Below are 14,425 nucleotides of genomic sequence, written 5' to 3'. Positions count from 1 at the left end.
ACCTGTGGCGCGGAGCATCAACATACTCCCATTTTGTGTCGCTGTGCAGTGTCGCAGGGATTGCGCTCGCGCAGAAACCCAGTGCACACCCGGTGGGCAGGGCGCTTGCCCCTAAACTCGGTGCCATGACCGAAAATCTGTTGGTGCTGGGTATCGAATCCTCGTGCGACGAGACCGGCGTGGCCCTGGTCGAGACGCGCGGCCCAGGCGTGCCCGTGTTGTGCGCGCATGCGCTGCACAGCCAGATCGAGATGCACCAGGCCTACGGCGGCGTGGTGCCAGAGCTCGCGAGCCGCGACCATATCCGCCGCGTGCTGCCGCTCACGCAAAAAGTGCTGGGTGAAGCCGGCCGCGCGCTCACGGAGGTCGATGTGGTGGCCTACACGCGCGGTCCCGGGCTGGCCGGCGCGCTGCTGGTCGGTGCGGGCGTGGCCTGCGCGCTCGGCGCGGCGCTCGGCAAACCGGTGCTGGGCGTGCATCACCTGGAGGGGCATTTGCTGTCGCCGTTCCTGAGTCTTGATCCGCCGCAGTTTCCGTTCGTGGCGCTGCTGGTGTCGGGCGGCCATACGCAGCTGATGCGGGTCGATGGCGTCGGGCACTATGAGCTCCTGGGCGAGTCGATCGACGACGCGGCGGGCGAGGCCTTCGACAAATCGGCCAAGCTGATGGGCCTGGGCTATCCCGGTGGCCCTGCGCTGTCAAAACTGGCCGAGCACGGCGACGCGGCCGCTTTCAAATTGCCGCGCCCGTTATTGCACAGCGGCAATCTGGATTTTTCGTTTGCCGGACTCAAGACGGCGGTGCTGGTGCAGGCCAAAAAGCTGGGCGATCAACTCGAAGCGCGCAAGGCCGATCTGGCCGCATCTACGCAAGCCGCGATCGTGGAGGTGCTGGTGAAGAAGTCACTGGCGGCGCTGCGCCAGACGGGCTTGAAGCGGCTGGTGGTGGCGGGCGGCGTAGGAGCCAACCGCAGTTTGCGGCTGCAGCTCGATGCGGCGTGCTTTGCTGTGGGCGTGCGCGTGCACTACCCCGAACTCCATTTGTGCACCGACAACGGCGCCATGATTGCGCTGGCGGCCGCGATGCGCCTGCAAGCCGGTCAGCAAACGGCCAGCGAGGTTTACGCGTTCGACGTAAAACCGCGCTGGCCGCTGAACTCCCTGAGCCGGAGTCTATGAGAAAACAACCGCCAGCCCCTTATACACAGGGCACTGGCAGCTATTTAATTGGTAGCAGCTCAGTTGATGGCAAGCTGTGTGACGTTGCTCACCGGCACCTTCTTCGTCAGCTTCAGCGTGAGCACGCCGTTTTCCAGTTTGGCATCGCTGGCGGCGACGTCGATGTCCTGCGGCAACTCGTACGCGGCCTTGTAGCGGCGCGGCGCGCCTTCCAGGCTCCCGATGCGCACGACGCTGCCTTCGATGCCGATGGACAACTGCTCCTTGGCAACGCCGGGCATATCGAAGCTCATGGTGACGGTCTTGTCGTCCTGCTCAATCGAATAACCCTTTTGACGGGCGGTGAGCAGCGTGTCGTCGAGAAAGCGCTCCAGCGACGGGGCATAGGCGGTGCGGCGCAAAACTGCGGGGGCTACAGGGGTAAAGAACATGGAGGGACTCCTAGTAAACTGCGCGGCTTTCAACATCGATTGCCGCATGCATCGAATCTAGGTGCGATGCGTTTGTTTTCAAGGCAAATTTCCCCATGAATATTTCGCGTCGCCGACTCTTGAATTCCCTCACCGCGGCGCTATGTGCGCCGGCTGCAGCCTTTGCGCAAGCGCCGCAAGGCGGCCCCATCAAGATCGCGTTGATCGAGGGCCTGAGCGGCCCGTTTGCGAATGCCGGCGAGGCCGTGTACCGCAACCTGCTGTGGGCGGTGGAACGCGTCAACGCACGCGGGGGTGTGAAGCTGCCCGAAGCCGCGGGTGGCCACCGGCCGCTGCAGCTCGATCGCTACGACAACAAGGGCCAGAACGAAGAGGCGCTGTCGGCCCTGCGCTCGGCCATCGACGACGGCGCGCAGATTGTGATGCAGGGCAACTCGTCGGCCGTTGCCGCGGCGCTGATCGACGCGATCAACAAGAACAACGAGCGCGAGCCCGACAAGCAGGTCATCTTTCTCAACTACTCGGCGGTCGACCCGATCCTGACCAACGAGAAGTGCAGCTTCTGGCACTTTCGCTTCGATGCCCACGCCGACATGCGCATGGCCGCGTTGATGCAGGTGATCAAGGACGACAAGTCCCTCAGGCGCGTGTACCTGATCGGCCAGGACTACAGCTTTGGCCAGGCCGTGTTGCGCGAGGCCCGGCGCCAGTTGGGTGTGCAGCGCCCCGATGTGCAGATCGTGGGCGATGAGCTGCACCCGATGGGCCGCATCAAGGACTTCATGCCGTACCTCACCAAGATCAAGTCCAGCGGCGCACAGGCCGTCATCACCGGCAACTGGGGCAACGACCTGACCTTGCTGGTCAAGGCCGCCAAAGAGGTGGGTTTCGACGGCAAGTTCTACACTTTTTACGGCAATGCGCTGGGCGCACCGGCCGCGATTGGCGAGGCGGGCGTGGGCAAGGTCGTCGCCGTGGCGGACTGGCTGCCCAACGTGCAGGGTAGCTCCAGCGAAGCGTTCTACCAGGCGTTCCGCCAGCGCTTCCCGAAACCGGCGGACGACTATGTGCAAATGCGCATGCAGCTCATGATGCAGGCGCTGGCGCAGGCGATCGAAAAGGCGGGCACTACCCATCCAGTCGCGGTTGCGAACCAGCTGGAGCGGGCTCGCGTCAGTTTGGGGGGACAAACCGGGGCGATGCGCGCGCTTGATCACCAGTTCCAGCAGCCGCTGGTGGTGGGCGTGATGGAGCGCCAGGGCACGCCCGGCGTGAAGTTCGACGTCGAAGGCTCGGGCTACGGCTTTCGCGTGATCCGGCAAATCAGCGCCGCGCAGGCCGAGCAGCCCACGACGTGCCGCATGGCACGTCCCTCCTGATACGGGCGCCGCATGGCCCGCCCGTCCTGACTACGAGCCGTATCCCAGGCAGGCGCCTGCGTTGGGCATGCCCTTGCACTCGCGCTGCAGGCGCCGGTCGCGCTCGGCGCGGGTCTCGCCGGAACCTTTTTCAAACCTGATGCGCCCGGCCTTTTTGGCCTTGGACGCATGCGTGGTCTGCGCGCCGCTTTTTTTGACCTTGGCCTCAGTGGCGTTGGCGCCCAGACACAGCAGTGCGGCAGCGCACAGCACGGCAATGGCGTTGCCGGGACGATAAACCTGTGGAATCCTGAAATACATGCAATCTCCCTGCCGGCATGGATGCTGCCGGTAAAACCATCATAGCGGCAGCACCATCGCCCGAGCTGCTGCGGGCGTGTCGGCGACAATAGACGCTCCGTTGCCCTTGAACCTCTGTCCGCCCGATCATGCGTCAAGCCATCCAGAACCTCGAAGAATCCAAAATCCGTGAAGTCGCCAATGCCGGCATGGGCCGCAGCGACGTGCTGGCCTTCTGGTTTGGCGAGAGTGACGAGGTCACGCCCGATTTCATCCGGCAGGCGGCCATCGACTCGCTGGAGCGCGGCGAGACCTTTTATGCGCACAACCTGGGCCTGCCCGAGTTGCGCGAGGCGGTCGCCGGCTACATGAGCACGCTGCACGGCAAGGTCGCGGCAGAGCGTATCGCGATCACCTCGGGCGGCGTGAATGCGCTGATGCTGGCGATGCAGGCGCTGATCGACGCGGGCGACGAGGTGGTGGCGCTCACGCCGGTCTGGCCCAATCTCACGGCGCAGCCCGTGATCCTGGGGGCGAAGCTGCGCTGCGTGCCGCTGCAGCCCATGCGCAGCGGCACGCAGCAGGGCGCCTGGTCGCTGGACCTGGACGCGCTGCTGGCCGCCATCACGCCGGCCACCAAACTGCTGATCCTCAACGCACCGAACAACCCGACCGGCTGGACGCTGACGCGTGCCGAACAGCAGGCCATCGTCGAGCACTGCCGGCGCACCGGCACCTGGATCCTGGCCGATGAGGTGTACGAGCGCCTGTACTACGCGGGCGACACCGCGAACGGCAGCGCGCCGAGTTTTCTGGACGTGACCACGCCCGAGGACCGGCTGGTCGTGGTGCACAGCTTTTCCAAGAGTTTCCTCATGACCGGCTGGCGTCTGGGCTGGCTGGTGATGCCGCCCGCGATGACGCACCACATGGGCAAGCTGATCGAGTTCAACACCTCGTGCGCCAGCGTCTTCACCCAGCGCGCGGGCGTGGTGGCGCTTGAGCGCACGGCGGAGGTCACGCCGCGCGTGGTGGCCCATCTCAAGGCCTGCCGCGACACCCTGGTGCCGTTGCTGCAGGCCGTGCCCGGCGTGCAGGTGGCGTCGGCCCGGGGCGGGATGTACGCGTTCTTCAGCCTGGAAGGCCATGGCGACTCCCTGGTCACCGCCAAGCGCCTGGTGACCGAGGCCGGGCTGGGGCTGGCGCCCGGCAATGCCTTTGCGCCCGAAGCCCAGGGCTGGCTGCGCTGGTGCTTTGCCTCGAAAGACCTGCGGCGGCTGGAGCAGGGTGTGGACCGGCTTAAAACCTGGCTCAGGTTATAATTGACGGGCTTTGCACAGTGCAAGGCGCACGTTGGCTGCAGTTCCAGCTACCAACGCAAGTCAAACATTCACAGGAAAATTGAAATGATCGCATCCAGTATCAAGGCCGAAGTCGTCAAGGCCAACGCGCGCAGCGCCACCGACACGGGCAGTCCCGAAGTGCAAGTGGCCCTGCTCACCGCCCGCATCAACGAGCTCACCCCCCACTTCAAGACCCACGCCAAGGACCACCATGGTCGCCGTGGCCTGCTGCGCATGGTGAGCCGTCGGCGCAAGCTGCTCGACTATCTGAATTCCAAAGACCACGATCGTTACGTCGCGCTGATCGCCAAACTCGGTCTGCGCAAATAAGCGGTCCATCGAATGCAAGCGCCTGAGTTAGTTCACTAGCTCAGGCGTTTTTTACTTCGGAGCCGGGCAATACGAATGCGCGCTGTGTCATTCCAGAAGAAATCAGGAGTTTTGCGTGATTTTTTCTGGAATGGCATCGTGTTCTGACTGCCAGACTCCGGGCCATTGGCGCAGCCTCATGCGCCGGATTCTTCAGGAGCCATCCTCATGACCATCTTCAACAAAGTCACCAAGACCTTCCAGTGGGGTGCCAACACCGTCACCATGGAAACCGGCGAAATCGCGCGCCAGGCCAGCGGCGCCGTGCTGCTCGATATCGACGGCACCGTGGTGCTGGCCACCGTGGTCGGCAAGACCGAAGGCAAAACCGGCCAGGACTTCTTCCCGCTGACCGTCGATTACCTTGAAAAAACCTATGCCGCGGGCAAGATTCCCGGCAGCTTCTTCAAGCGCGAAGGCCGCCCCAGCGAGTTTGAAACCCTGACCAGCCGCCTGATCGACCGCCCCATCCGTCCGCTGTTTCCCGAAGGCTATTTCAACGAAGTGCACGTGGTGATCCACACCCTGTCGCTGAACCCCGAAGTGGACGCCGACATTGCAGCCATGATCGCGACCAGCGCGGCTTTGTGCGTCAGCGGCATTCCGTTCAGCGGCCCGATCGGTGCGGCCCGCGTGGGTTACATCAACGGCGAATACGTGCTCAACCCGGGCCAGACCGCGCGCAAGGACTCCAGCATGGACCTGGTGGTGGCCGGTACCGAAGCCGCCGTGCTGATGGTCGAATCCGAAGCCAAGCAATTGTCCGAAGAAATCATGCTCGGTGCCGTGGTGTTCGGCCACGAGCAGAGCCGCATCGCCATCAATGCGATCCATGAGCTGGTGCGCGACGCCGGCAAGCCGGTATGGGACTGGAGGGCTCCGGCCAAGGACGAAGTGCTGATCGCCAAAGTGGCTGCATTGGCCGAAGAAAAGCTGGCTGCGGCCTACCAGATTCGCAACAAGCAGGCGCGCACCCATGCCACGCGCGAGACCTACACCTGGGTGATGAAGGGTCTGAAAGCCGAGGGCGTGGAGTTCGACCCGGTGGCCGTGGAAGGCCTGCTGTTCGACATCGAAGCGCGCATCGTGCGCAGCCAGATTCTGGCCGGCGAGCCGCGCATCGACGGGCGCGACACGCGCACCGTGCGCCCGATCGAAATCCGCAACAGCGTGCTGCCGCGCACCCACGGCTCGGCGCTGTTCACGCGTGGCGAAACCCAGGCGCTGGTGGTCACGACCCTGGGCACCGAGCGCGATGCGCAGCGCATCGACGCGCTGTCCGGCGACTACGAAGACCGCTTCATGCTGCACTACAACATGCCTCCGTTCGCCACCGGCGAGACCGGCCGCGTCGGCAGCCCCAAGCGTCGCGAAATCGGCCATGGCCGACTCGCCAAGCGCGCCCTGGTGGCGGTGCTGCCGAGCAAGGACGAATTCCCCTACACCATGCGCGTGGTGAGCGAGGTGACCGAGTCCAACGGCTCCTCGTCGATGGCCTCCGTCTGCGGCGGCTGCCTGTCGCTGATGGATGCCGGCGTGCCGATGAAGGCGCACGTGGCCGGCATCGCCATGGGCCTGATCAAGGACGGCAGCCGCTTTGCCGTGTTGACCGACATCCTGGGTGACGAAGATCACCTGGGCGACATGGACTTCAAGGTGGCCGGCACCACCAACGGCATCACGGCGCTGCAGATGGACATCAAGATCCAGGGCATCACCAAGGAAATCATGCAGGTCGCGCTGGCGCAGGCCAAGGAAGCGCGCATGCACATCCTGGGCAAGATGCAGGAAGCCATGGGCGAGGCCAAGGCCGAAGTCTCCAGCTTCGCGCCGCGTCTGTTCACGATGAAGATCAACCCCGAGAAGATCCGCGACGTGATCGGAAAGGGCGGCTCCGTGATCCGTGCGCTGACCGAAGAGACCGGCTGCCAGATCAACATCGACGAAGACGGCACCATCACGATCGCCTCGACCGACCCGGAAAAGGCCGAAGCGGCGAAGAAGCGCATCGAGCAGATCACGGCCGAGGTCGAGATCGGCAAGGTCTACGAAGGCCCGGTCACCAAGATCCTGGACTTCGGCGCGCTGATCAACCTGCTGCCGGGCAAGGACGGCCTGCTGCACATCAGCCAGATCGCCAACGAGCGCGTCGAGAAGGTCTCGGACTACCTGACCGAGGGCCAGATCGTCAAGGTCAAGGTGCTGGAGACCGACGAGAAGGGCCGCATCAAGCTGTCGATGAAGGCGCTGCTGGATCGCCCGGCGCAGCCCTCCTATGGCGCCGATCATTCGGGCGCCACCAACCAGTCGTGATTTGCTATTGAAAATATAGCTTGCAACGCCCTTGTAACAGGGGCTACGAGGTTAAAAGATCATGAAAGCGATTGAAATCACAGCCTTTGGCGCGCCTGAGGTCCTGCGTGCGGGCGAGCGCGCCGCACCGGTCGCTGGCACCGGCGAATTGCTGATTCGCGTGGCTGCCTCCGGCGTGAACCGGCCCGATGTGCTGCAGCGCACCGGCAACTACCCGGTGCCGCCCGGCGCCTCGGATATTCCGGGGCTGGAAGTGGCCGGCGTGATCGAAAGTGGCGACGCGAGCGCGATGGTGCAGGCCGGTTTCAAGGTCGGTGACCGCGTCTGTGCGCTGGTGGCCGGCGGTGGCTACGCCGAGCTGTGCGTGGCGCCCGTGGGCCAGTGCCTGCCGGTGCCCCAGGGGCTGAGCGATGTGCAAGCCGCCTCGCTGCCCGAAACGTTTTTTACCGTCTGGAGCAACGTGTTCGACCGCGGCCGCCTGCAGCCCGGCGAAACGCTGCTGATCCAGGGCGGCTCGAGCGGCATCGGCGTCACGGCCATCCAGATGGCCAAGGCGCTGGGCGCGACGGTGATCGTCACGGCCGGCAGCGACGACAAGTGCGCGGCATGCCTGGCGTTGGGCGCCGACCATGCGCTCAACTACAAAACGTCCGACTTCGCCGAAGAGGCCAAGAAGCTCACGGGCGGCCTGGGCGTGAACGTGATTCTCGATATGGTCGCTGGCAGCTACGTGGCGCGCGAAATCGACTGCCTGGCCGAGGACGGCCGTCTCGTCATCATTGCGGTGCAGGGCGGCGTCAAGAGCGAGATCAACGCCGGGCTGGTGCTGCGCCGCCGCCTCACGGTGACCGGCTCCACGCTGCGCGCCCGTCCCGTGGCGTTCAAGACGGCGATTGCGCAGGCCTTGCGCAAGAACGTCTGGCCGCTGATCGAGGACGGCCGCATCAAGCCGGTGATCCACAGCACCTTCGCGGCCGCGCAGGCTGCCCAGGCGCATGCGCTGATGGAGTCGAATCAGCATGTGGGCAAGATTGTTTTGACATGGTGATCGCGTGACGAAGCAGCTCATCGCCGGAAACTGGAAGATGAATGGCAGCCTGGCTGCCAATCAGGCGCTCTTGCAGGCCATGCTGGCCGGCCTGGGCTCACCCGCCTGCGCGGTGGCGGTTTGCGTTCCGGCGCCTTATCTGGCGCAAGCCAAGACGTTGCTTGCGAGTGGCGCTATCAGTTTGGGAGCGCAAGATGTGTCGCAGCATGAGGCCGGCGCCTACACCGGCGAAGTGTCCGCGGCGATGCTGAAGGAATTCGGCGTGCGTTATGCCATCGTGGGGCACTCGGAGCGGCGCCAGTACCACGGCGAGACCGATGCCGTGGTGGCCGCCAAGGCACAGCGCGCGCTGGAAGCCGGCATCACGCCGATCGTGTGTGTCGGCGAGACACTGGCCGAGCGCGACGCAGGCCAGACCGAGGCCACCGTCACGCGCCAGCTGGCTGCGGTGATCGCCGCCACCGGCCCGCGCATCGGCGATATCGTGCTGGCCTACGAGCCGGTGTGGGCCATTGGTACCGGCAAGACGGCCACGCCACAGCAGGCGCAGCAGGTGCACGCCGTGCTGCGCGCGCAGCTGGCCGGTGCCTGCGAGCAGGCCGCCGGAATAGCGATTTTGTACGGCGGCAGCATGAATGCCGCCAATGCGGCCGAACTGCTGGCCCAGCCCGACATTGACGGCGGCCTGATTGGCGGCGCCTCTTTGAGTGCCCCTGATTTTTTGAAAATTATTGCTGCAGCCCGCAAAGGGTAAGCAGTTGATGCTATAGATTTAGGAGTATTGAGATGCATGTCGTACTAAACATCCTGCTGGCGGTCCAGATACTGGCGGCCATCGGCCTGATCGGCCTGATCCTGGTTCAGCACGGCAAGGGTGCCGACATGGGTGCGGCCTTTGGCAGCGGTGGTTCGGGCAGCCTGTTTGGTGCCAGTGGCAGTGCCAACTTCCTGTCGCGTTCCACGGCCGTTCTGGCCACGGTGTTTTTCGCGTGCACGCTGGCGCTGGCGTATTTTGGTAATTTGCGCCCGGTCAATACCGGCAGTGGCAGTGTGCTGGAGCGCGCGACCGTGACCGCTCCGGCGCCCGCACCCGCAGCGTCCGGCATCGCCACGCAGATTCCTGCCACGACTGCACCAGCTCCGCAATCCAGTCCGGTGCCGGCCACCGCCGTGCCCGCGGCGCCCGCGGCGTCCGGTGCGGGGCAGATTCCGACCCGCTGAACGCCTCTGTAAATCGCCCCGTCTGCATCGAATGCAGGAAATTTCAGGGTAAACTAGCAGACTGTCCGGAGAGCCAAAGCCGCAAGGCGCCTCATGCCATCCGGACAACGAAAAAACCGCCGTCGTGGTGAAATTGGTAGACACGCTATCTTGAGGGGGTAGTGGCGAAAGCTGTGCGAGTTCGAGTCTCGCCGACGGCACCAAACAAAAAACTCGCCGGGCAGGGTGCTGGCGGGCATAAGCGGTGATCAGAACTCCAGATGAACCTCGATCAATACCTCCCCGTTCTCTTGTTCATTCTGGTTGGCATTGGCGTTGGTATCGTGCCCCAGGTGCTCGGCTACATCCTCGGTCCAAATCGCCCCGACGCCGCCAAGAACTCCCCTTACGAATGTGGCTTCGAGGCGTTTGAAGACGCACGCATGAAGTTCGATGTACGGTATTACCTCGTGGCCATTCTGTTCATCCTGTTCGACCTGGAGATCGCGTTCCTGTTTCCGTGGGCCGTCTCGCTCAAGGAGATTGGAGCGCTCGGCTTCTGGGCCATGATGGTTTTTCTGGGCATCCTCGTCGTGGGCTTTGTCTACGAGTGGAAAAAAGGCGCCCTGGATTGGGAATGAAGCAAAAGGCGGGAGAGCATTATGGCCATTGAAGGTGTTTTCAAGGAAGGCTTCGTCACCACCAGCTACGACTCGGTGATGAACTGGGCCAAGACCGGCTCGCTGTGGCCGATGACGTTCGGCCTGGCCTGCTGTGCCGTGGAGATGATGCACGCAGGCGCCGCGCGCTACGACATCGACCGCTTCGGCATGCTGTTTCGCCCCAGTCCGCGCCAGTCCGACCTGATGATCGTGGCCGGCACGCTGTGCAACAAGATGGCGCCGGCGCTGCGCAAGGTCTACGACCAGATGAGCGAGCCGCGCTGGGTGCTCTCGATGGGCTCGTGCGCCAATGGCGGTGGCTACTACCACTACAGCTATTCGGTGGTGCGCGGCTGCGACCGCATCGTGCCGGTGGACGTGTATGTGCCGGGCTGTCCGCCGACGGCCGAAGCGCTGCTGTACGGCATCATCCAGCTGCAGCAGAAGATCCGCCGCACCAACACCATTGCGCGCGCCTGAAGGGACTTCGATGACCGCGTTTGCCGTAAATCCCGAAACTCTCAAAGACACCATCGCCGCGGTGCTGGGCGAGAGGGCCAAACATATCAGTCTCAAGCTGGGCGAGGTGACGGTGGTGGTATCCGCCGCCAACTATCTGCAGGTTGCCACGACCCTGCGCGATGCATCGGGTTGCCAATTCGAGCAACTCATGGATCTGTGCGGCGTGGATTACTCGCAGTACAAGGATGGTGTCTGGGATGGCGCCCGCTACTGTGTGGTGCTGCACCTGCTGTCGGTGAGCCTGAACCAGCGCGTGCGCCTCAAGGTATTTGCACCCGACGACGACCTGCCCGTGGTGGCGTCGGTGACGGGTGTCTGGAATGGCGCCAACTGGTTCGAGCGCGAGGCGTTCGACCTGTTCGGTATCGTGTTCGAGGGGCACAGCGACCTGCGCCGCATCCTGACCGACTATGGCTTCATCGGCCACCCGTTCCGCAAGGACTTCCCGACCTCCGGCCACGTCGAAATGCGTTACGACCCGGAGCAAAAACGGGTCATCTACCAGCCCGTCACGATCGAGCCGCGCGAGATCACGCCGCGCATCATCCGCGAAGAGGATTACGGGGGACTTCATGGCAGAGATTAAGAACTACACCCTCAACTTCGGGCCGCAGCATCCGGCGGCGCACGGCGTTCTGCGTCTGGTGCTCGAGCTCGATGGCGAGGTCGTGCAGCGTGCCGACCCGCACGTGGGCCTGCTGCACCGCGCCACCGAAAAGCTGGCCGAGAGCAAGACCTACATCCAGTCGCTGCCCTACATGGACCGCCTCGACTACGTGTCGATGATGTCCAACGAGCATGCGTATTGCCTGGCGATCGAGCGGCTGCTGGGCGTCGAGGTGCCCGAGCGTGCGCAGTACATCCGCGTCATGTTTGCCGAAATCACGCGGCTGCTCAACCACCTGATGTGGCTGGGCGCGCACGGGCTCGATTGCGGCGCCATGAATGTGCTGATTTATTGCTTTCGCGAGCGCGAGGATCTGTTCGACATGTACGAGGCAGTCTCGGGTGCGCGCATGCATGCGGCGTATTTCCGACCGGGCGGTGTGTACCGCGACCTGCCCGATACCATGGCGCAGTACAAGGTCAGCAAGATCAAGAATGCCAAGGTGATCGGGCAGCTCAACGAAAACCGCCAGGGCTCGCTGCTTGATTTCATCGATGACTTCTGCACGCGCTTTCCAGCCCTCGTCGACGAGTACGAAACCCTGCTCACCGACAACCGCATCTGGAAGCAGCGCACCGTGGGTGTCGGCGTGGTCACGCCCGAGCGCGCGCTCAATCTCGGCTTTACCGGTGCCATGCTGCGCGGCTCCGGCGTCGCCTGGGACCTGCGCAAGAAGCAGCCCTACGAGGTCTATGACCGCATGGACTTCGACATCCCCGTGGGCAAGACCGGCGATTGCTACGACCGCTACCTGGTGCGCGTGGAAGAAATGCGCCAGGCCAATCGCATCATCAAGCAGTGCGTGGACTGGCTGCGCGTCAACCCGGGCCCGGTGATCACCGACAACCACAAGGTGGCGCCGCCTGCGCGCGAAGCGATGAAGTCGAACATGGAAGACCTGATCCACCATTTCAAGCTGTTCACCGAAGGCTTCCACGTACCCGAGGGCGAGGCCTATGCGGCGGTCGAGCATCCCAAGGGCGAGTTTGGCATCTACATCGTGAGCGACGGGGCGAACAAGCCCTACCGGCTCAAAATCCGTCCGCCCGGATTCGCCCACCTCGCGGGGATGGACGAGATGGCGCGCGGCCACATGATTGCCGACGTCGTCGCCATCATTGGCACCCTGGATATTGTGTTTGGAGAGATTGATCGATGATCTCTGAAGTCATGAAGGCGCGCTTCGCCAAGGAAGTCGCAAAGTACCCGCCCGAGCAAAAACAGTCGGCCGTGATGGCCTGCCTGGGCATGGTCCAGCTGGAGCAGGGCTACATCAGCCAGGACAGCGAAAAAGAAGTCGCCGCCTACCTCGGTATGCCGCCCATCGCCGTGCACGAGGTGACGACCTTCTACAACATGTTCAACCAGCAGCCCGTGGGCAAGTACAAGCTCAACGTGTGCACCAACCTGCCGTGCCAGCTGCGCGACGGGGATCGCGCGCTCCAGCATCTGGAGCAGCGGCTGGGCATCAAGATGGGCGAGACCACGGCGGACGGAATGTTCACGCTGCAGCAGAGCGAGTGCCTGGGGGCCTGCGCCGATTCGCCCGTGATGCTGGTGAACGACCGCACCATGTGCAGCTTCATGAGCAACGAGCGGATCGACCAGATGATTGATGGTTTGCGGGCCGCCGACGGTGTGGCCCAGCCGGCCGCCGAGGTGAAGTAATGTCTCCAGAAAATATCCTGTCGCAATTCGCCGCCACCGGCGTTGAAACCTGTTTCCATGGCCGGCATATCGAGCCGCAAATTTACGCAGGGCTGGACGGTTCCAACTGGCGCCTCAAGGACTATGTGGCGCGCGGCGGCTACCAGGCGCTGCGCAAGGTTCTGGGCAAGGACGGCGTGGCCGGTAATGAAGCCGGGCTGACGCAGGACCAGGTGATTGCCACGGTCAAGGAATCGGCGCTGCGTGGTCGTGGCGGCGCGGGTTTCCCGACGGGGCTCAAGTGGAGCTTCATGCCGCGTCAGTTTCCGGGCCAGAAGTACCTGGTCTGCAATTCCGACGAGGGCGAGCCGGGCACCTGCAAGGACCGCGACATCCTGCACTACAACCCGCACATCGTGATCGAGGGCATGGCCATTGCCGCCTACGCCATGGGCATCACGGTCGCCTTCAACTACATCCACGGCGAGATCTTTGCGACCTACGAGCGCTTCGAGGAAGCGCTGGAAGAGGCGCGCGCCGCCGGCCTGCTGGGGGATCACATTCTGGGCAGCGGCTTCAGCTTCCAGTTGCACGCATTCCATGGTTTCGGCGCCTACATCTGCGGCGAAGAAACGGCCCTGCTGGAATCGCTGGAAGGCAAGAAGGGCCAGCCCCGCTTCAAGCCGCCGTTCCCGGCCAGCTTCGGCGTGTACGGCAAGCCCACCACCATCAACAACACCGAAACCTTCGCGGCCGTGCCCTGGATCATCCGCAATGGCGCGCAGGCGTACCTGGCGTGCGGCAAGCCGAACAATGGGGGCACCAAGATCTATTCGGTCAGCGGCGACGTGCAGCGGCCCGGCAACTATGAAATCCCGATGGGAACGCCGTTCGCCAAACTGCTCGAATTGGCGGGCGGGGTGCGCGCGGGGCGCCAGCTCAAGGCCGTGATTCCGGGCGGCTCGTCGGCGCCGGTGCTGCCGGCCTCCATCATGATGAACTGCACCATGGACTACGACTCGATCGCCAAGGCCGGCTCCATGCTCGGCTCGGGCGCCGTGATCGTGCTGGACGACTCGCGCTGCATGGTGCGCTCGCTGCGCCGGCTGAGCTACTTCTACATGCACGAGTCCTGCGGCCAGTGCACGCCCTGCCGCGAAGGTACGGGCTGGCTCTGGCGCATGGTGAACCGCATCGAGAACGGCCAGGGGCGCCAGGCCGACCTGGATGTGCTGGACTCGGTGGCCGACGGCATCATGGGGCGAACGATTTGTGCGCTGGGCGATGCCGCGGCCATGCCGGTGCGCGCCATGATCAAGCATTTCCGTCCCGAATTCGAATACCACATAGAGCACAAGACCTGCCCGGTCCCCGAGTACGTCTGAGC

Annotated in this window: 16 protein-coding genes and 1 tRNA gene; 15 read left to right on the top strand and 2 right to left on the bottom strand. The window is 63.9% G+C overall.

The annotated features are described in order from the left end of the window. Window positions 1-125: 125 nt before the first annotated feature. Complete coding sequence (gene tsaD / locus EUB48_RS14220) at window positions 126-1,178, top strand: tRNA (adenosine(37)-N6)-threonylcarbamoyltransferase complex transferase subunit TsaD (protein WP_142819735.1); 1,053 nt, start codon at window positions 126-128, stop codon at window positions 1,176-1,178. A 59-nt stretch (window positions 1,179-1,237) separates the two neighbouring features. On the opposite strand, the gene EUB48_RS14215 is transcribed toward tsaD, so the two are convergent. Continuing rightward, window positions 1,238-1,609: an Hsp20/alpha crystallin family protein gene (locus EUB48_RS14215; protein ID WP_142819733.1), complete on the bottom strand. Its 372-nt coding sequence runs from the start codon at window positions 1,607-1,609 to the stop codon at window positions 1,238-1,240. Window positions 1,610-1,704: 95 nt separating this feature from the next. On the opposite strand from EUB48_RS14215, the gene EUB48_RS14210 reads away from it, so the two are divergent. After that, entirely contained in the window at window positions 1,705-2,988 is a 1,284-nt protein-coding gene (locus EUB48_RS14210; RefSeq protein WP_142819732.1) for a branched-chain amino acid ABC transporter substrate-binding protein, read from the top strand. 30 nt (window positions 2,989-3,018) lie between these two features. Here the strand turns inward: EUB48_RS14210 and EUB48_RS14205 are convergent, their stop codons facing one another. Next, window positions 3,019-3,288, bottom strand: coding sequence for a hypothetical protein (locus EUB48_RS14205; RefSeq protein ID WP_142819731.1), 270 nt, complete (start codon window positions 3,286-3,288; stop codon window positions 3,019-3,021). A gap of 128 nt (window positions 3,289-3,416) precedes the next feature. Between EUB48_RS14205 and EUB48_RS14200 the strand changes: the two genes are divergently transcribed. The 13 genes from EUB48_RS14200 (at window position 3,417) to nuoF (ending at window position 14,423) form a co-directional block, all read left to right on the top strand. Further along, window positions 3,417-4,589, top strand: coding sequence for a pyridoxal phosphate-dependent aminotransferase (locus EUB48_RS14200; RefSeq protein WP_142819729.1), 1,173 nt, complete (start codon window positions 3,417-3,419; stop codon window positions 4,587-4,589). Between the two features lie 84 nt (window positions 4,590-4,673). Then, complete coding sequence (rpsO, locus tag EUB48_RS14195; protein WP_142819727.1) at window positions 4,674-4,940, top strand: 30S ribosomal protein S15; 267 nt, start codon at window positions 4,674-4,676, stop codon at window positions 4,938-4,940. 207 nt (window positions 4,941-5,147) lie between these two features. Then, entirely contained in the window at window positions 5,148-7,292 is a 2,145-nt protein-coding gene (gene pnp / locus EUB48_RS14190; protein ID WP_142819726.1) for a polyribonucleotide nucleotidyltransferase, read from the top strand. A 61-nt stretch (window positions 7,293-7,353) separates the two neighbouring features. Continuing rightward, on the top strand, window positions 7,354-8,340 hold the full coding sequence (locus EUB48_RS14185; RefSeq protein WP_142819724.1) for an NAD(P)H-quinone oxidoreductase: 987 nt from the start codon (window positions 7,354-7,356) through the stop codon (window positions 8,338-8,340). Between the two features lie 4 nt (window positions 8,341-8,344). Next, window positions 8,345-9,094, top strand: a complete 750-nt coding sequence (gene tpiA, locus EUB48_RS14180) for a triose-phosphate isomerase (protein WP_142819722.1) — start codon at window positions 8,345-8,347, stop codon at window positions 9,092-9,094. A 32-nt stretch (window positions 9,095-9,126) separates the two neighbouring features. After that, entirely contained in the window at window positions 9,127-9,561 is a 435-nt protein-coding gene (gene secG, locus EUB48_RS14175; RefSeq protein WP_142819720.1) for a preprotein translocase subunit SecG, read from the top strand. A gap of 118 nt (window positions 9,562-9,679) precedes the next feature. Next, window positions 9,680-9,764 (top strand) — tRNA-Leu (locus EUB48_RS14170). A gap of 57 nt (window positions 9,765-9,821) precedes the next feature. Further along, complete coding sequence (locus EUB48_RS14165; protein WP_077561372.1) at window positions 9,822-10,181, top strand: NADH-quinone oxidoreductase subunit A; 360 nt, start codon at window positions 9,822-9,824, stop codon at window positions 10,179-10,181. A 21-nt stretch (window positions 10,182-10,202) separates the two neighbouring features. Then, the gene (locus EUB48_RS14160) at window positions 10,203-10,682 is read left to right on the top strand and encodes a NuoB/complex I 20 kDa subunit family protein (protein ID WP_077561373.1); all 480 of its coding nucleotides are present in this window, start codon (window positions 10,203-10,205) and stop codon (window positions 10,680-10,682) included. A gap of 10 nt (window positions 10,683-10,692) precedes the next feature. Beyond that, window positions 10,693-11,310, top strand: coding sequence for an NADH-quinone oxidoreductase subunit C (locus EUB48_RS14155; RefSeq protein ID WP_142819719.1), 618 nt, complete (start codon window positions 10,693-10,695; stop codon window positions 11,308-11,310). Next, window positions 11,297-12,550, top strand: a complete 1,254-nt coding sequence (locus EUB48_RS14150) for an NADH-quinone oxidoreductase subunit D (protein WP_077561375.1) — start codon at window positions 11,297-11,299, stop codon at window positions 12,548-12,550. The genes EUB48_RS14155 and EUB48_RS14150 overlap by 14 nt, the downstream gene beginning before the upstream one ends. Further along, entirely contained in the window at window positions 12,547-13,059 is a 513-nt protein-coding gene (nuoE, locus tag EUB48_RS14145; protein ID WP_142819717.1) for an NADH-quinone oxidoreductase subunit NuoE, read from the top strand. Before EUB48_RS14150 ends, nuoE begins: the two co-directional genes overlap by 4 nt. Further along, window positions 13,059-14,423 (top strand): NADH-quinone oxidoreductase subunit NuoF, encoded by a 1,365-nt coding sequence (gene nuoF, locus EUB48_RS14140; RefSeq protein ID WP_142819715.1) that lies wholly within the window; start codon window positions 13,059-13,061, stop codon window positions 14,421-14,423. Before nuoE ends, nuoF begins: the two co-directional genes overlap by 1 nt. The last annotated feature ends 2 nt before the right edge of the window (window positions 14,424-14,425 follow it).

Source organism: Rhodoferax sediminis (assembly GCF_006970865.1).
Classification (GTDB): domain Bacteria; phylum Pseudomonadota; class Gammaproteobacteria; order Burkholderiales; family Burkholderiaceae_C; genus Rhodoferax_A; species Rhodoferax_A sediminis.
The sequence above is the reverse complement of the archived record's forward strand: the minus strand, read 5'-3'. Positions and strand labels throughout refer to the sequence as shown.